At 65.4% G+C, this 16735-nt stretch carries 15 protein-coding genes; 12 read left to right on the top strand and 3 right to left on the bottom strand.

What is annotated here, in order from left to right:
• Window positions 1-42 precede the first annotated feature (42 nt).
• The 9 genes from ACSYG9_RS09760 to ACSYG9_RS09720 all read left to right on the top strand — a co-directional run bounded on the left by ACSYG9_RS09760 (window position 43) and on the right by ACSYG9_RS09720 (window position 11155).
• The gene (locus ACSYG9_RS09760; RefSeq protein ID WP_440126968.1) at window positions 43-597 is read left to right on the top strand and encodes a helix-turn-helix transcriptional regulator; all 555 of its coding nucleotides are present in this window, start codon (window positions 43-45) and stop codon (window positions 595-597) included.
• Complete coding sequence (locus tag ACSYG9_RS09755; RefSeq protein ID WP_454842258.1) at window positions 594-2627, top strand: FAD-dependent oxidoreductase; 2034 nt, start codon at window positions 594-596, stop codon at window positions 2625-2627. The genes ACSYG9_RS09760 and ACSYG9_RS09755 overlap by 4 nt, the downstream gene beginning before the upstream one ends.
• Before the next feature lie 56 nt (window positions 2628-2683).
• Window positions 2684-4132, top strand: coding sequence for an alanine/glycine:cation symporter family protein (locus tag ACSYG9_RS09750; RefSeq protein ID WP_454842256.1), 1449 nt, complete (start codon window positions 2684-2686; stop codon window positions 4130-4132).
• Between the two features lie 44 nt (window positions 4133-4176).
• On the top strand, window positions 4177-5250 hold the full coding sequence (locus tag ACSYG9_RS09745) for a sn-glycerol-3-phosphate ABC transporter ATP-binding protein UgpC (protein ID WP_440126965.1): 1074 nt from the start codon (window positions 4177-4179) through the stop codon (window positions 5248-5250).
• 167 nt (window positions 5251-5417) lie between these two features.
• Entirely contained in the window at window positions 5418-6701 is a 1284-nt protein-coding gene (locus tag ACSYG9_RS09740; protein WP_440126964.1) for an extracellular solute-binding protein, read from the top strand.
• Between the two features lie 17 nt (window positions 6702-6718).
• On the top strand, window positions 6719-7798 hold the full coding sequence (locus ACSYG9_RS09735) for an ABC transporter permease subunit (RefSeq protein ID WP_440126963.1): 1080 nt from the start codon (window positions 6719-6721) through the stop codon (window positions 7796-7798).
• Between the two features lie 77 nt (window positions 7799-7875).
• On the top strand, window positions 7876-8697 hold the full coding sequence (locus tag ACSYG9_RS09730; RefSeq protein ID WP_454842929.1) for a carbohydrate ABC transporter permease: 822 nt from the start codon (window positions 7876-7878) through the stop codon (window positions 8695-8697).
• Entirely contained in the window at window positions 8694-8894 is a 201-nt protein-coding gene (locus ACSYG9_RS09725; protein ID WP_440126962.1) for a hypothetical protein, read from the top strand. The genes ACSYG9_RS09730 and ACSYG9_RS09725 overlap by 4 nt, the downstream gene beginning before the upstream one ends.
• A gap of 59 nt (window positions 8895-8953) precedes the next feature.
• Entirely contained in the window at window positions 8954-11155 is a 2202-nt protein-coding gene (locus tag ACSYG9_RS09720) for a transglycosylase domain-containing protein (RefSeq protein WP_440126961.1), read from the top strand.
• Here the strand turns inward: ACSYG9_RS09720 and ACSYG9_RS09715 are convergent.
• Window positions 11130-11753, bottom strand: coding sequence for a TetR/AcrR family transcriptional regulator (locus tag ACSYG9_RS09715; RefSeq protein WP_454842254.1), 624 nt, complete (start codon window positions 11751-11753; stop codon window positions 11130-11132). The genes ACSYG9_RS09720 and ACSYG9_RS09715 overlap by 26 nt on opposite strands.
• Window positions 11754-11798: 45 nt before the next feature.
• Here ACSYG9_RS09715 and ACSYG9_RS09710 point away from each other — a divergent pair, with 45 nt between their 5' ends.
• Genes ACSYG9_RS09710 through ACSYG9_RS09700 form a run of 3 tightly spaced genes read left to right on the top strand, consistent with a single transcriptional unit; the run spans window position 11799 to window position 14869 of the window.
• Window positions 11799-13025 carry an acyl-CoA dehydrogenase family protein gene (locus tag ACSYG9_RS09710; RefSeq protein WP_440126959.1) on the top strand — a complete coding sequence of 409 codons (1227 nt, stop codon included), beginning with the start codon at window positions 11799-11801 and terminating at the stop codon, window positions 13023-13025.
• A 15-nt stretch (window positions 13026-13040) separates the two neighbouring features.
• Window positions 13041-14114: a phosphotransferase gene (locus ACSYG9_RS09705; RefSeq protein WP_440126958.1), complete on the top strand. Its 1074-nt coding sequence runs from the start codon at window positions 13041-13043 to the stop codon at window positions 14112-14114.
• A complete protein-coding gene (locus tag ACSYG9_RS09700) occupies window positions 14111-14869 on the top strand; it encodes an SDR family oxidoreductase (RefSeq protein WP_454842251.1) in 759 nt (252 codons plus the stop codon). The genes ACSYG9_RS09705 and ACSYG9_RS09700 overlap by 4 nt, the downstream gene beginning before the upstream one ends.
• A gap of 74 nt (window positions 14870-14943) precedes the next feature.
• On the opposite strand, the gene ACSYG9_RS09695 is transcribed toward ACSYG9_RS09700, so the two are convergent.
• Entirely contained in the window at window positions 14944-16044 is a 1101-nt protein-coding gene (locus ACSYG9_RS09695) for an inositol-3-phosphate synthase (RefSeq protein ID WP_454842250.1), read from the bottom strand.
• A complete protein-coding gene (locus tag ACSYG9_RS09690) occupies window positions 16037-16597 on the bottom strand; it encodes a helix-turn-helix transcriptional regulator (RefSeq protein ID WP_440127607.1) in 561 nt (186 codons plus the stop codon). Before ACSYG9_RS09690 ends, ACSYG9_RS09695 begins: the two co-directional genes overlap by 8 nt.
• Window positions 16598-16735: the final 138 nt, after the last annotated feature.

Here is a 16735-nt window from a genome sequence, read left to right as displayed (position 1 = left end):
TCTGCACTTGATTGCATATGCACCTGGTTGCATAATCTCCCCATGGCACTCGAACACGCGCTGCTCGTCTCACTCGACGAGCGCGCCGGATCCGGCTACGAGCTGGCTCGTCGCTTCGACAGATCCATCGGCTTCTTCCACCGCGCGACCCATCAGCAGATCTACCGGGTCCTGCGACGGATGGAGGAACGCGAGTGGGTCACGTGCGAGACCGTGCCGCAGGACGGCCGCCCCGACAAGAAGATCTACACGGTGACCGCAGCCGGTCACGCCGAACTCGACCGCTGGATCGCGCAGCCGTCGGAACCCGACCACCTGCGCAGCGAACTGGCCGTCAAGATCCGCGCCGCCCGTCCCGGCACCCTGCCCGAGTTGCTTGCGGAGATCACCCGCCACCGCGACGCTCACGACGCTCGCCTCGACGTCTATCGACTCATCGAGAAACGGGACTTCCCGGCGCAGGCCTCCCTCAGCGGCCCGGCGTTGCACCAGTACCTGGTGCTGCGCGGTGGCATCCGCGTCGAGGAGGGTTTCCGCGACTGGTGCCAGGACATGCTCGACGCCCTCACGCCCCCTTCGGAACAGGAACAACCGTGACTACAACAGACGCCTACCCGACCCTGCTGTCGCCGCTCGATCTCGGGCCGATCACCCTGCCCAATCGTGTGATCATGGGCTCGATGCACACCGGGCTCGAGGACCGCGCCAAGAACACCGGCCGGCTCGCGGCCTACTTCGCAGAACGCGCACGCGGTGGCGTTTCGCTCATCGTGACCGGCGGTTATGCACCGACTCGGACCGGATGGCTGCTGCCTTTCGGAGCCAAGCTCACCAACCGGATCGAGGCGCGGCGGCACCGCACGATCACCGACGCGGTGCATACGGAGGGCGGCCGCATCGTGCTGCAGATCCTGCACGCGGGCCGATACAGCTATTGGCCGCTGAGTGTGTCCGCCTCGTCGATCAAGGCGCCCATCAACCCGTTCCGGCCGAGGAGGCTGACCTCGTGGGGTGTGCGCAGGCAGATCCGCGCATTCGTCCGTTGCGCCCGCCTTGCGCAACAGGCGGGATACGACGGAGTCGAAATCATGGGTGGCGAAGGGTATTTCATCAACCAGTTCCTCGCGGAGCGGACCAACCGGCGCACCGACGAGTGGGGTGGCACCCCCGAGAAGCGTCGTCGCCTCGCGGTGGAAATCGTCCGCGGCGTCCGCGAGGCGGTCGGTCCCGACTTCGTGATCTCCTTCCGGCTGTCGATGGCGGATCTCGTCGACCGCGGCCAGAGCTGGGACGAAATCGTCTCTCTTGCACAAGAAGTCGAGTCGGCAGGTGCAACCCTGCTGAACACCGACATCGGCTGGCACGAATCGCGGGTACCGACGATCGTCACCTCTGTGCCCCGCGCCGCCTTCGTCGACTTCACGGCCAGGCTCGCAAAGCACGTGAGCATCCCGGTCGCGGCGTCCAACCGCATCAACATGCCCGAGACCGCAGAGGAAATCCTCGCCGACGGTCGCGCCCACCTGGTGTCGCTCGCGCGGCCCATGCTTGCCGACCCCGACTGGGTGCGAAAAGCCGCAGCGGGCACACCCGACGAGATCAACACCTGTATCGCCTGCAATCAGGCCTGCCTCGACCACGCCTTCGTGAACAAGCACGTTTCGTGCCTGCTCAACCCGCGGGCGGGCCGTGAGACCGAACTGCTGCTCTCGCCCACGCGTCGCAGCAAGTCGGTCGCGGTCGTCGGGGCAGGCCCCGCGGGTCTGTCGGCTGCGGTCAACCTCGCGCGCCGCGGGCATCGCGTCAGCCTGTTCGAAGCAGATGCGCAGATCGGTGGTCAATTCGGTATCGCGCGGCTCATCCCGGGGAAGGAGGAGTTCGCCGAAACCTTGCGGTACTACACGCGGCAACTCGAGCTCACCGGTGTCGACGTCAGGTTGAATACGCGCGCAACGGTCGCCGATCTGACCGACGGATTCGACGAGGTTGTCGTCGCGACCGGTGTCACGCCGCGAGTTCCGGCCATCGACGGCATCGATCATCCCAGCGTGCTGACCTATGCGCAGGCCGTGCGCGGCGGTGCGCCGCTCGGTGAGCGGGTCGCGGTGATCGGCGCGGGCGGCATCGGCGTGGACGTTTCCGAATTTCTCACCCACGACACCTCCCCGGCGACGGATCTCGCCGAGTGGAAGCGTGAGTGGGGTGTCAGCGACGATGAGGATGCGCCCGGTTCGTTGGCCACTCCGCAGCCCTCGCCGTCGCCTCGCGAGGTCTATCTACTGCAGCGCACTCCCGGCCGTATCGGAGCGAAGCTGGGCAAGACCAGCGGCTGGGTGCATCGGGCCGCCTTGAAACACAAGGGTGTCCACGAGTTCTCGGGCGTGAGCTACGAACGGATCGGCGACGACGGTCTGCACATCAGTCTCGGCAAGGACGGCAGTGAGCGCCGGGTGCTCGCCGTCGACACCATCATCGTGTGCGCGGGGCAGGAATCGGTACGTGACCTCGTGGACGGGCTCACTCTCGCCGGCATCACGACGCATGTGATCGGCGGCGCCGACGTCGCAGCGGAGCTCGACGCCAAGCGCGCGATCGAGCAGGGCACCCGCCTCGCCGACCGGATCTGAAGGGATTCCCGGTCGAAATCCTGCGGAACCGTTCCTCGACCGCGAAGATCGGTGGAATGGACACCGCGGTCGAATTCGTCACCGACATCAACGACTGGTACTGGTACGCGGTCATCGCGCTACTCGTCGGATCCGGACTGTATTACTCGTTCCGGTCCCGGTTCATCCAGATCCGGCTGATTCCCGACATGCTGCGGTCCATCGTGGAGAAGGCCGAGGACCTCCCCGATGGGGAGAAAGGGATCTCGGCGTTCCGGGCATTCTCCATTTCCGCAGCGTCGCGGGTGGGAACGGGCAACATCGCGGGCGTCGCGATCGCAATCAGTATCGGCGGACCCGGCGCACTGTTCTGGATGTGGGCGATGGCGCTGATCGGTGCCTCCACAGCTTTCGTCGAGTCGACTCTCGCGCAGCTGTACAAGGTGCGCGACAAGGGTGCGTTCCGGGGCGGCCCGGCCTACTACATGCAATACGGGCTCGGTAAACGGTGGATGGGCATGATCTTCGCGGTGATCATCACGATCACGTACGGATTCGTGTTCAACGCCGTGCAGACCAATTCGATCGTCGATGCGGTGTCGAGCTCGGTGGGTGAGAAGACGACGGGTCTGCAGGTCGGTATCGGCATTGGCGTGGCGATCCTCGTCGCTCTGGTCATCTTCGGTGGGGTGCGGCGGATCTCGAGTGTGTCGCAGGTGGTGGTGCCGGTCATGGCCATCGCCTACCTGATCATCGGAATCATCGTGGTGGTCCTCAACATCGATGAGGTCCCCGGGATGTTCCGGTTGGTGTTCGAGAACGCCTTCGGCATCCGCGAGGTCGCGGGAGGCGGGTTCGGTGCCGCGTTCATGTACGGCATCCGGCGCGGCCTGTTCTCGAACGAGGCGGGTATGGGGTCGGCCCCGAACGCCGGTGCGTCCGCATCGGTGTCGCACCCGGTCAAACAGGGGCTCGTGCAGAGCCTCGGCGTCTACTTCGACACGTGGCTGGTGTGCTCGATCACCGGATTCATCATCCTGCTCTCCGATCCGGAGTTCGGTTCGGGACTCGAGGGCGCTGCGTTGACGCAGAATGCGTTGGCGTTGCAGCTCGGCGACTGGACCGTGCACTTCCTCGCGATCCTCATTTTCTTCCTCGCGTTCACCTCGGTGATCGGCAACTACTACTACAGCGAATCGAACATCGAGTTCCTTACCGGTTCACGGAAGGCCCTGCCCTATCTGCGTTCGGCCGTGGTGGTGTGCGTGTTCCTCGGCGCGATCGGCTCGGTCCCGCTCGTGTGGGCGCTCGCCGACCTCGCGATGGGCGTGATGGCGACGGTCAACCTCATCGCGCTGGTCCCGCTGTCGGGTGTCGCGTATGCGTTGTTCCACAACTACAGCGCACAACGCAAGCAGGGACGTGACCCGGTCTTCCACCGCGGCGACGTGCCGGGGCTCCGTGGGATTCAGGTGTGGGGCGACGACGACGCGCCGGTGGCGGTGGGCCGTGAAGATGCACGGTAGATTCCGGTAGCGCACGAGCGTGTCCGCTTCGGAAAGGATCTGCGATGGCCTCGGTGACCTTCGACAAGACGACGTGTCTGTTTCCCGGCTCGAGTACACCGGCGGTCGATGCACTGGATCTCGAGATCGAGGACGGCGAGTTCCTTGTCCTGGTCGGGCCCTCCGGATGCGGTAAGTCGACATCGCTCCGGATGCTCGCGGGGCTCGAACAGGTGCACAGTGGGCGCATCCTCATCGGCGACAACGATGTCACCGCGCAGGATCCGAAGGAACGCGACATCGCGATGGTGTTCCAGAACTATGCGCTGTACCCGCACATGTCGGTGGCCGAGAACATGGGATTCGCGCTCAAGCTCGCGAAGACCCCGAAATCGCAGATCCGTGAGCGGGTCACCGAGGTCGCCAAGATGCTCGATCTCGAGCAGTACCTCGACCGCAAGCCGAAGGCCCTCTCCGGCGGCCAGCGGCAGCGCGTCGCCATGGGCCGTGCGATCGTGCGGGAACCGCAGGTGTTCCTCATGGACGAGCCGCTGTCCAACCTCGACGCCAAACTGCGCGTCCAGACCCGAACCCAGATCGCCCAGTTGCAGCGCAGGCTCAACACCACCACCGTCTACGTCACACACGACCAGGTGGAAGCCATGACGATGGGTGACCGTGTAGCTGTACTGGACAAGGGCATCCTCCAGCAGTGCGCGTCGCCGCGTGTGCTCTACAACCAGCCGGCAAACGTGTTCGTCGCCGGATTCATGGGCTCACCCGCAATGAATCTGTTCACCCTCCCCGTCGTCGAACGCGGAGTCATGGTGGGCGACGTCCACGTCCAGGTGCCCCGCGATATCCTCGGGCAGGTGACCGAGACGGAGGTGACGATCGGCATCCGGCCGGAACACCTCGAGATCGCCTCCGACGGGCTCCCCGTCGATGTGGACGTCCTCGAGGAACTGGGATCCGACGCATACGTGTACGGCAACGCCACGATCGGTGGGATCCGCCAGGAGATCGTGGCTCGTAGCGATTGGCGAACTCCACCGCAGAAGGGGGACCGCGTTCACCTGCGGTTCGACCCCAACCACGTGCATGTGTTCAAGACCTCGGACGGTCGTCGCATCGGCTGAATCGGTCGGTTCCGCCGCGTTCGCCCACCGGGGTCGCCGACACAGAACCGATCAAGGACGGGCGGAATGCCGACTTTTCGAGGTGGCCCGTGCCACAGTAGTGGCCGGTGCCGGTGCCTCAGGGGTCACCGGCGAGTTGTTTTTCCGATCTCACACGGGAGATGTACATGGCTTTGAACAAGAAGGCGATGCGCAGAGCCGTCATCGCCGCCTCCTCGGCGGCGCTGCTGGTTCTGACGGCGTGTGGTTCCGACGACGGTGGCAGCGACACCGGCTCATCCGACACGGGCGCTGCCGCATCCGGTGAGGGCCGCGGTCCGATCACCATCGTCGAGGGCCAGGACCCCTTGAACGCGGCGCTCGAGAACATCATCGCCGACTGGAATGCCGAGAACCCCGACGAGCAGGTCACGTTCAAGCCGCTCGCGCGCGAGGCCAACGACCAGTACGCCGATATCGCGCAGCGCATGCAGGCGCAGAGCGACGAGTACGACCTCGTCGCCGTCGACGTCACGAACACCGCCGAGTTCGCCGCCAACGGCTGGCTGCTTCCGCTCGAGGGCGACAACGCCATCGACACCGATGGGCTGCTGCCCGCAACCGTCGAATCGGGCACCTACAACGGCACGCTGTACGCGGCGCCGAAGAACACCAACGGTGCGTTCCTGTACTACCGCACCGACCTCGTCGATCAGGCACCCGCGACGTGGGACGACCTGAAGGCCGAGTGCCCGAAGGCAGAGGAAGCGGGTATCGCCTGCTACATCGGTCAGTTCAGCAACTACGAGGGTCTGACGGTCAACGTCACCGAGATCGTCAACGCCTTCGGCGGCAGCTTCGTCGCCGAGGACGGTCTCACTCCCGCGATCGACGACAAGACGGCCGAGGGCCTGCAGTTCATCGTCGACTCCTTCGAGGACGGCACCATCCCGGCAGCCGCGCAGACCTACACCGAGGGCGAGTCGCAGACCGCATTCGGCAACGGCGAGGCGATGTTCATGCGCACCTGGCCCGGCTTCTACACCGACGGTGAGCAGTCGTCGGTCGCCGGTAAGTACGGCATCGCCGTTCTCCCGGGGGTCGACGGCCCGGGTGTGTCCACCCTCGGTGGCTACAACGTCGGCATCAGCGCGTTCACGGATGCTCCGGCAACAGCCCGCGACTTCCTCGAGTTCATGCAGACCCGACAGTCGCAGGAGTACTACGCCGAGGTCGGCGGCGCACCGGTCCTCGCCGAGGTGTACGACGACCCGGAGATCCTCGAGCAGTACCCGTACTTCTCGACACTGAAGGAAGCGCTCGAGAGCGCGAAGCCGCGTCCGTCGTCGCCGTACTACTCGGCCGTGTCGAAGGCGATCTCCGACAACGCCTACGCTGCGATCCGGGGAGAGAAGCCCGTCCAGCAGGCCCTGGACGACACGCAGGCCGGCATCGAAACCGCCGGCAACTGATCCACTAGGAGCAGTAGATGGCAGAACCGCAGGTCGGAAAGCCCGCGGATCCGCCACACGACACCGCGGTCGGGACCGATGGTCCCGGCCGCGGACGTGTGGCCGGTCGGCACCGCGCGCCCGCGCCGCCGCCGATGACCGCTCCGCCGGCCAAGACCCGGCGGAAGGTGCCGGTGTGGATGTTCATCGCGCCGTCGATGATCGTCCTCGCAGTGATCATCCTGTACCCGCTCGGCAGAGCGGTCTGGATGTCGTTGCACGGCGACGCCAAGACGCTCGACCCAGAGACGGGCCGGTTCGTCACGGGCGGGTTCACGGGTATCGAGAACTACACCCGCTGGATCACCCAGACCTGCGGTACTGCCACCGGTTCGATCCCCTGCCCGCCGGGAACCCTCGGTTCCCAGTTCTGGCAGTCGATCTTCAACACCTTCTTCTTCACCGTCGTGACGGTGTCGATCGAGACGGTGATCGGTTTCGCGATGGCGCTCGTGATGGCCAAGTCGTTCCGGGGCCGCGGTCTGCTGCGTGCGTCGGTTCTGGTGCCGTGGGCCATCCCCACCGCGGTGACCGCCAAGCTGTGGTTCTTCATCTTCGCCAACGACGGCATCGCCAACAAGATGCTCGGCACCGACATCCTGTGGACCGCCGATCCTTGGCCCGCCCGCTTCGCGATCATCGTCGCCGATGTGTGGAAGACCGCGCCGTTCATGGCGTTGCTCATCCTCGCGGGCCTGCAGATGATTCCCTCGGATGTGTACGAGGCGGCGAAGGTCGACGGCGCGAATGCCTGGCAGCGCTTCACTCAGATCACGTTGCCTCTCGTCAAGCCCGCACTCATGGTGGCGATCCTGTTCCGCACGATGGATGCGCTGCGCATGTACGACCTGCCCGCCATCATGATGGGCTCCAACCCCGCGACCTCGACGATTTCCGTGCTGGTCGTCGACCAGATGCGCCAGGGCGCCAATTCGGCGTCCGCGTTGTCGACGATCACATTCCTCATCATCTTCGCGGTCGCCTTCATCCTGGTGCGGTTCCTCGGCGCCAATGCGGTCAGTACCCAGGAGAAGCAGCGTAAGGGAGACGTCGCATGACCGGCACGATCACCGCCACCGAGACGTCTGCCGACGAGAGCCCGCCGCCCGGTCCCAAACGTGCGGGCAGGTTCCGGATGGGAACCATCGGCACCTACCTCGGGGTGGCACTCATCATCGTCTGGGGGCTCGCCCCGTGCTACTGGATGATCGTCACGGCGCTGCGCGATCCATCCGAGACGTTCAGCACGAGTCTGTGGCCGACGAATCCGACCCTGCAGAACTTCGCCGATGCACTCGACCCCGACGCCAAGGTCAACTTCTCGCGCGCGCTGATGAACAGCGTCATCATCGCCGGGGCGACCACCGCGATCGCACTGCTCATCGGTGTGTTCACCGCGTACGCGCTGTCGCGTTTCGAGTTCCGGGGCAAGTATTTCGTCACCGGCATCATTCTCGGTGCCTCGATGTTCCCGGTCGTCGCTCTCGTGACCCCGCTGTTCCAGTTGTTCACCGACATCGGTTGGATCGGTAGCTACCAGGCGCTGATCATCCCGAACATCTCGTTCGTGCTGCCGCTGACCGTGTACACCCTCACCTCGTTCTTCTCCGAACTGCCGTGGGAACTCGAGGAGGCCGCGCGTATGGACGGCGCGACCCGCGGGCAGGCGTTCCGCCTGATCATGCTGCCGCTCGCGGCCCCCGCGTTGTTCACCACGGCGATCCTCGCGTTCATCGCGACGGTGAACGAGTACCTGCTCATGTCGCAGCTCTCGAGTGAACGGACAGCTCCGGTGACGGTGGCCATGGCACGGTTCGCGGGCACCGACCCGTACGTGACGCCGTACGCGTCGATCATGGCGGGCGGCACCCTCGTGATGGTGCCGCTGGTCGTGATGGTGCTGATCTTCCAGCGCCGGATCATCTCGGGCCTGACGGCGGGTGGCGTGAAGTCGTGAGTCCTCGGCTCCCCCGCCGTCAGCGACTCGAGATGCTGCTCGGTGTCATCACGGTCTTCGCAGTGATGGCGGTGGTGGGGGCGGTCGCAGAAATGTTGTCGCCGGAGCCGGGTATCGTGCCGTCACTGGTGCTGGCGGGATTCGCGCTCGCATGGTGGTTCACGTACCGAGCGTGGCGTCGTACCGATTCGTCGTAGTGCTGCGCACACATTCTGCAGAGTGCTATGTACGTCACTTATGCGCGTGACTTCGTACCATGCTGTCGGCAGGATGGAAGAATCTGCCGAGTCCCATTCTGGAGAAAGTGGTACGTGTGAGTCCCCCGAAACCGTCGACGTCCAGCAGCGGACGCGCTTCCGCTGGTTCGAAGTCACGGCGGTGGCGAATAGTCCGGTATGTCGTACTCGTGGTGGTTGCGCTGCTGGTTCTCGTGCCGATCGGAGTATTCGCCGGCGCGTACGTCTCGGCAGAGGTGCCCCGTCCCTCCGACATGACGACCAACCAGATCGCCCGCATCTACGCTGCCGATGACACCACCGAGATCAGCCGAGTGGTGCCTCCGGAGGGCAATCGCGTCGAGGTCGGCATCGACGAGGTACCCGAGCACGTGCGCAACGCGGTGCTCTCGGCCGAGGACCGCGACTTCTACAGCAATCCCGGTTTCTCGATCTCCGGATTCGCTCGCGCGGCCCGCGACAATGTCCTGGGCAAGGACACCGCAGGTGGCGGCTCCACGATCACCCAGCAGTACGTCAAGAACGTGCTGGTCGGCGCCGATCGCACCCTCACGCGCAAGATGAAGGAGCTGGTCATCTCCTCGAAGATGGCCCGCGAATGGTCGAAGGACGAGATCCTCGAGGCGTACCTGAACACCATCTACTTCGGTCGCGGCGCCTACGGCATAGCCGCGGCGTCTCAGGCGTACTTCGGCAAGGCAGTCGGCGATCTGACGGTTTCCGAGGGTGCTGTCCTCGCCGGTGTCATCCAGACCCCGTCGTCGCTCGATCCCGAGTTCAATCGTCCTGCGATCGAGGCGCGCTGGAATTACGTCCTCGACGGCATGGTCGACATGGGCGTGCTCGATCCCGGCGCCCGCGCGGAAGCCGCCTTCCCGGAGACCGTGCCGTCGGATCAGCTGGCGCGAGCCAACGAGGCGCCCGGCCCCGAAGGTCTGATCCGCTCCCAGGTGTTGCGTGAGCTCTCTGCAGCGGGGATCAGCGAACAGGTGCTCAACACCGAGGGCCTGCGCATCGTCACCACGATCGATCCGGTGGCCCAGCAGGCGGCAATCGATGCGGCGCGGAGCAACCTCGAGGGCGAACCCGAGGACCTGCGCACTGCCGTGGTGTCCGTCGACCCGCGCTCGGGCGCGGTGCGCGCGTACTACGGCGGCGAAGAAGGCGCAGGTTACGACTATGCACAGGCGCCGCTCCAGACCGGTTCGTCGTTCAAGGTGTTCGGTCTGATCGCGGCTCTGCGTGAGGGCATCGGCCTCGGTGCGCGCTACGACAGCACCCCGCTGACCGTCGGCAGCATCGAGATCAACAATGTCGAAGGCGAGTCGTGCGGCAAGTGCACTATCGCGGAGGCGACGAAACGATCGCTGAACACCAGCTTCTACCGGCTGATGATGTCCATGGAGAACGGTCCGCAGAAGATCGCCGACGCGGCACACGACGCCGGTATCCCGCTGGAGATCCCCGGGGTCGAGGGTACTTCGCTCACCGAGGCCAACGGCATCCCCGAAGGGGGCATCGTGCTCGGCCAATATCAGTCACGCGTGATCGACATGGCGTCGGCGTACGCCACGCTCGCGGCGTCGGGCACCTTCCATCAGCCGTATTTCGTGCAGAAGGTCACCACATCCGACGGCGAGGTGCTCCTCGACCGGCCTGCGTCCCCCGCCGAGGATCGCATCGACCCGGCCGTCGCCGACAACGTCAGCCAAGCGCTGCTGCCCGTCGCGGCGTACTCGCGTGGCCACGCGCTTGCCGGAGGGCGGCCGTCGGCTGCGAAGACCGGCACCACCCAGCTCGGTGACACAGGCATGAACAAGGACGCGTGGATGGTCGGGTACACCCCGTCGCTGTCGACCGCCGTGTGGATCGGCACCGCCGACGCAGGACCGATCACCAATCTGTGGGGTGGCTCCATCTACGGCTCCAGCCTGCCTTCCGACATCTGGAAGGACACGATGGACACCGCGCTCGCGGGCACCGATGTGGAGAGCTTCCCGTGGCCCGACCCGATCGGTGGACAGGCGGGAGTGCCCGCCGACGCGGGCATCAGCACCCCGACGACCACCGGGCGTCCGGTACCCGGGTTCGAACTCCCCGGTCTGAGCGACCTGCCGCCGATCACGATCCCGGCGCCGCCGGTCGAGATCCCTCCGGAGGTTCAGTTACCGCCGCAGATCGAGGTCTTCCCAGGCGTCACGATCCAGATCCCGGGGATGTGACGTCGCGGGCTGCGGGGTCGTCGAGAACGACGGCCCGCAGCACGGTGATGCTGTAGTCGACCACATCGTCGACCGAGGTGTCCGGGGCGGCGGTGCGGTCGACCGCAAGTGATTCGACCATCGACCACCATCCGCGCAGTCTCATGGTGGTGAGCGGATCCGGTGCTGTTCCCGCGGCGGTCAGGATTCGCCGGACCATCGTGTTCCTGACCTCGTCGTGGATCTCGCGGATCTGCGGGTCGGCGCCGAATCCGCCGTGGAAGAACGCCTGGTAGTTGTCGCTGTGGCGGTCGACGAACGAGACGAATGCGTTCAGGCACGCCCGGAGCGGGTCGGGGTCGTCCGGGTCCGGTGTGGCCGCGCGCAGCATACGGCGGGACGCGGCGCCCACGACCGCCACGTAGAAGTCCTGCTTCGTGGGGAAATACCGGAAGAGCAGGCCGCGTGAGATACCGGCGATCTCGGCGACGCGGTCGATCGACAGCGCGTGGATCGGGCGGTTCGACAACTCCTGAAGGCCCACCGCGACGAGCTGGCGTCGACGCTCTTCGGGTGGCAGCCGGCGTCTGACGTCCGGGGCTTGTCGGGGAGTACTCACCCCGCTAGCCTAACTGAGCATTGCTCAATTGAGGACGGAGCCTTCATGGATTTCGGACAGTCCGCGCGGAGCCTCGACTATCGCGAGCGGCTGCGCAGCTTCATCGTCACCGAGGTCGAACCTGTCGAACGGCATCTCCGTGCCGTGCGGAGCGAGGCGCTCGCCCAGCGTCGCGAGGTCACCGGCAGCTGGTCCGTCTCGCCGGAGTTCCGAGAACTGCAGCGCAAGGCCCGTGAGGCCGGGCTGTGGAATCTCTTCCTCCCTGATCCGGACCTGGGCGCGGGCCTGTCCAATGTCGAGTACGCCCCGCTCGCCGAGGAGATGGGCCGGTCGATGTTCGCGTCGGCCGTGTTCAACTGCGATGCGCCCGACACCGGGAACATGGAGGTGCTCTACCACTACGGCAGCGCCGACCACAAGGGTCGGTGGCTGCGACCCCTGCTCGACGGTGAGATCCGGTCGGCGTTCTGCATGACCGAACCCGACGTCGCCTCGTCGGATGCCACCAACATGGCCGCGACCGCCGTCGTCGACGGCGACGAGGTGGTCTTGAACGGGCGAAAATGGTGGAGCACAGGTATCGGGCACCCCGACTGCAGGGTACTCATCTTCATGGGCCTGACCGACCCGAACGCGCACAAGTACCAGCAGCATTCGATGGTCCTCGTTCCGATCGACACACCCGGGGTGACGATCGAGCGCATGCTCCCGGCGATGGGATACTTCGACGAACCCGGTGGGCACGGCGAGGTGTCGTTCACCGACGTCCGGCTGCCCCTGGATGCGGTGATCGCCGGTCCTGGCCGCGGTTTCGAGATCGCCCAGGGCCGTCTCGGCCCGGGGCGCATCCATCACTGCATGCGTCTGGTCGGGCTCGCCGAGCGCACACTCGAACTCGCGTGCCGCCGCGGGCTCGACCGGACGGCCTTCGGCAAACCGATCGTCGACCTCGGCGGCAACCGCGAACGCATCGCCGACGCCCGCATCGCCATCAACCAGCTCCGGCTGCTCGTTCTGCACGCCGCATGGCTGCTCGACACGCAGGGTCTGGCGGGTGCCCGATCCGCGGTTTCCGAGATCAAGGTCGCCGCGCCGCGGGTCGCGCAACAGATCATCGATTTCGCGATCCAGATCCACGGTGGCGCAGGGCTGTCCGACGATTTCCCGCTCGCCGGCGCCTGGACGGCAGCGCGGGCACTGCGTCTCGCGGACGGCCCCGATGAGGTGCATCTTGGCCTCGTCGCACGATTCGAACTCGGCAAATACAACTGAGATGGGGATACAGGAGTGACTGAACTTCCTGACAACGCGCGAGTGGTCCGCGACGAGGACGCGTTCGACGTCCGGTCCGTTGCGGCATGGCTCGACGAACACGCAGGCATCCCGGGAATTCCGGAGGTACGTCAATTCGCGGGTGGCGCGTCCAATCTGACCTACCTGCTGCGCTATCCGGATCGAGATCTCGTGCTGCGTCGTCCGCCCGCCGGGGCGAAGCCGTCGTCCGGACACGACATGGCGCGCGAGTACCGCATCCAATCGCTGCTCGCACCGGTCTACCCGCACGTGCCGGCTATGGTCGGTATGTGCACCGACCATAGCGTGCTCGGCAGCGACTTCTACGTCATGGAACGCGTGCCCGGCACGATCCTGCGGACCGATCCGCCGACCACCCTCGACCTGACGCCGGAACACACCCGTGCCCTGTGCCTGCGGATCGTCGACCTGCTCGTCGAACTGCACGGCGTCGACCCCCAGACCTCCGGGCTGAACGAATTCAGCCGCGGCACCGGATACGTCGCGCGACAGGTTGCGGGCTGGACCGAGCGCTACGAGAAGGTCCGGACCGACAACGTCCCTGATTTCGCGCGCGTCACCCGCTGGCTCGACGAGACACAGCCCGCCGACGTCGCGTCGACGGTCGTGCACGGAGATTTCCGGCTCGACAATGTGGTGCTCGATGCGGACGATCCGCTGCGGCCGGTCGCGGTGCTCGACTGGGAACTGGCGACGATCGGCGACCCGCTCATGGACTTGGGGTCGTCGCTCGCGTACTGGGTGCAGGCCGACGACGACCCGATGATGCTTGCCACCAAGCGGCAGCCGTCGGATCTGCCCGGCATGCTCACCCGCCGTGAGATCGTCGAGTATTACTCCGAGAAATCCGGACTGCCGGTGGACAACTGGCGATTCTACGAAGTCTTCGGCCTGTTCCGGCTCGCCGTGATCGCCCAGCAGATCTACTACCGCTACCACCACGGGCACACCACCAACCCCGCGTTCAAGGACTTCTGGGTGGTCGTCGGTTACCTCGACTCCCGGTGCAACGAACTCATCGACCAACTCGAGAAGGAGGGCCGATGAGCCGGCCACAGCGACGCAACATCCTCATCACCGGAGCAAGCTCCGGACTCGGTGCGGGAATGGCCCGCGAATTCGCCGCGCGGGGACGCAATCTCGCACTCGCCGCTCGCAGGGTGGATCGCCTCGACGCACTGCGGTCGGAACTGCTCGCCGAGCATCCGCATATCACTGTCGCGGTGCGGGCGCTGGACATCAACCGGCACGACGACGTCTTCACCGTCTTCCGGGAGTTCGACGAGGAACTCGGCGGTCTCGACCGGGTGATCGTCAATGCAGGCCTGGGCAAAGGACAGCCGTTGGGCACGGGCTACTTCCGTGCGAACGTGCAAACTGCTCAGACCAATTTTCTCGGTGCACTCGCCCAGAGCGAGGCAGCGCTCGAGCTCATGCGCCCGCGCAATGCGGGGCACGTCGTCCTGATCTCGTCGATGAGCGCACTGCGCGGGATGCCGCGCAACATGACGACCTACGGTGCGTCGAAAGCAGCGGTCGCGGCCCTCGGGGAGGGGATGCGATCGGACCTGGCGGGCACCGGAATCGACGTCAGCACCATCTTTCCCGGCTACATCCGGTCGGAGATCAACGAGAAGGTGAAGAAGGTCCCGTTCATCGTCGACACCGAAACCGGTTGTCGTGCATTGGCTGCGGCAATCGAGAAGGAGCCGGCCAAGGCGTACGTGCCCGGATGGCCGTGGATCCCGCTCGCCTACGCGATGAAGCTGTTGCCGTTGTCGGTGGTACGGCGAATGGCGTAACCGCCCCGAAATGACCGAATGTCACCTTCATACAGTTGAAGTGTACGAAGGTGACATTCGGTCATGAAGGAGGATCAGTCCTCGGCGCCGATGATGAAGGCCTCGAGCTCGGTACGAGCCTTGTCGTCGGCCATCTGGACCGGCGGGGACTTCATCAGGTAGGCGGATGCCGGGAGGATCGGGCCACCGAGACCGCGGTCCTTGGCGATCTTCGCAGCGCGGATCGCGTCGATGATGATGCCTGCGGAGTTCGGCGAGTCCCACACCTCGAGCTTGTACTCGAGGTTCAGGGGGGCGTCGCCGAAGGCGCGGCCCTCGAGGCGGACGTATGCCCACTTGCGGTCGTCGAGCCACTGAACGTAGTCGGACGGGCCGATGTGGACGTCGCGGTCGTGGACCTTGCCGGCCAGCGGGCCGTTGAGGTTCGACGTGACGGCCTGGGTCTTGGAGACCTTCTTGGATTCGAGACGCTCACGCTCGAGCATGTTCTTGAAGTCCATGTTGCCGCCGACGTTGAGCTGGTAGGTGCGGTCGAGGACGACACCGCGATCCTCGAACAGCTTCGCCATCACGCGGTGGGTGATGGTAGCGCCGACCTGCGACTTGATGTCGTCTCCGACGATCGGGACACCGGCGTCGGTGAACTTCTTGGCCCACACCGGGTCGGAGGCGATGAACACAGGCAGAGCGTTGACGAATGCCACACCGGCGTCGATGCAGCACTGGGCGTAGAACTTGTCGGCCTCGTCGGACCCGACGGGCAGGTACGACACGAGAACGTCGACCTCGGCGTCCTTGAGTGTCTGGACGACGTCGACGGGCTCGGCGTCGGACAGCTCGATTGTCTCGGCGTAGTACTTGCCGATGCCGTCGAGCGTGTGGCCGCGCTGGACGGAGATGCCCGTCGGCGGCACGTCCGTGATCTTGATGGTGTTGTTCTCGCTGGCGTTGATCGCCTCGGAGAGATCGAACCCGACCTTCTTGGCATCGACGTCGAATGCGGCGACGAACTTGACGTCGCGCACGTGATACCGACCGAACTCGACGTGCATCAGACCGGGGACGGTCATATCGGCGTCGGCGTCCTTGTAGTACTCGACGCCCTGAACCAGAGACGAGGCACAGTTCCCCACGCCCACAATGGCCACGCGCACCGAGGTGCTGTTCTCACCCATGGTCGGGTTCTCCTTCTTTTCTGCTTGCTGCTGACGACTGCTCGGCGGCGATGAGTTCGTTGAGCCAGCGGACTTCACGTTCGCTGGACTCGAGGCCGAGTTGGTGTAGCTGACGGGTGTAGCGATCCAAGGTGCCGCTCGCCCGCCCGATGGCGTCGCGGAGGCCTTCCCGGCGCTCCTCGACCTGGCGTCGCCTGCCTTCCAGAATCCGCATCCGCGCTTCCGCGGGTGTCCGGCTGAAAAAAGCGAGGTGAACGCCGAATCCGTCATCGGTGTAGTTCTGGGGACCAGTGTCGGCCACCAGTTCGGTGAACCGTTCTCGCCCTACCGGGGTCAGCTGGTAGACGCGACGAGCGCGCCGCTTCACCGGCCCGGGGACTCCGGCATCCTCCTCGGCAATGAGGCCGTCGGCCTGCATCCGCCGCAATGTCGGATACAGCGACCCGTACGAGAAGGCGCGGAAGGCGCCCAGGAGTCCGGTCAATCGCTTGCGGAGCTCGTAACCGTGCATAGGCGATTCGAGAAGCAGCCCGAGGATTGCCAGCTCTAGCAAGTGGGCCACCTCCTACGTCCGTTCGAACCTGACCGACTGATGCGATGCAAAACTATATCGCACCGATATATAGAACCATACGCCTGTCCCGAACCTGGCCGGTGAGGGAAGTGCACTCCACAGAACGGCAGCGACAGC

It is taken from the genome of Rhodococcus sp. SJ-2 (assembly GCF_053750035.1).
Note: the sequence above shows the minus strand (reverse complement) of the source record. Positions and strands in the feature narration are given on the sequence as shown.

Bases quoted from the DNA above. Each gene is read 5' to 3' on its own strand.
- ACSYG9_RS09750 (WP_454842256.1), top strand. From the start codon at position 2,684: ATGGACACCGCGGTCGAATTCGTCACCGACATCAACGACTGGTACTGG.
- ACSYG9_RS09730 (WP_454842929.1), top strand. From the start codon at position 7,876: ATGGGAACCATCGGCACCTACCTCGGGGTGGCACTCATCATCGTCTGG.
- ACSYG9_RS09735 (WP_440126963.1), top strand. From the start codon at position 6,719: ATGGCAGAACCGCAGGTCGGAAAGCCCGCGGATCCGCCACACGACACC.
- ACSYG9_RS09760 (WP_440126968.1), top strand. From the start codon at position 43: ATGGCACTCGAACACGCGCTGCTCGTCTCACTCGACGAGCGCGCCGGA.
- ACSYG9_RS09695 (WP_454842250.1), bottom strand. From the start codon at position 16,044: ATGGGTGAGAACAGCACCTCGGTGCGCGTGGCCATTGTGGGCGTGGGG.
- ACSYG9_RS09720 (WP_440126961.1), top strand. From the start codon at position 8,954: ATGCTGTCGGCAGGATGGAAGAATCTGCCGAGTCCCATTCTGGAGAAA.
- ACSYG9_RS09710 (WP_440126959.1), top strand. From the start codon at position 11,799: ATGGATTTCGGACAGTCCGCGCGGAGCCTCGACTATCGCGAGCGGCTG.
- ACSYG9_RS09700 (WP_454842251.1), top strand. From the start codon at position 14,111: ATGAGCCGGCCACAGCGACGCAACATCCTCATCACCGGAGCAAGCTCC.
- ACSYG9_RS09740 (WP_440126964.1), top strand. From the start codon at position 5,418: ATGGCTTTGAACAAGAAGGCGATGCGCAGAGCCGTCATCGCCGCCTCC.
- ACSYG9_RS09745 (WP_440126965.1), top strand. From the start codon at position 4,177: ATGGCCTCGGTGACCTTCGACAAGACGACGTGTCTGTTTCCCGGCTCG.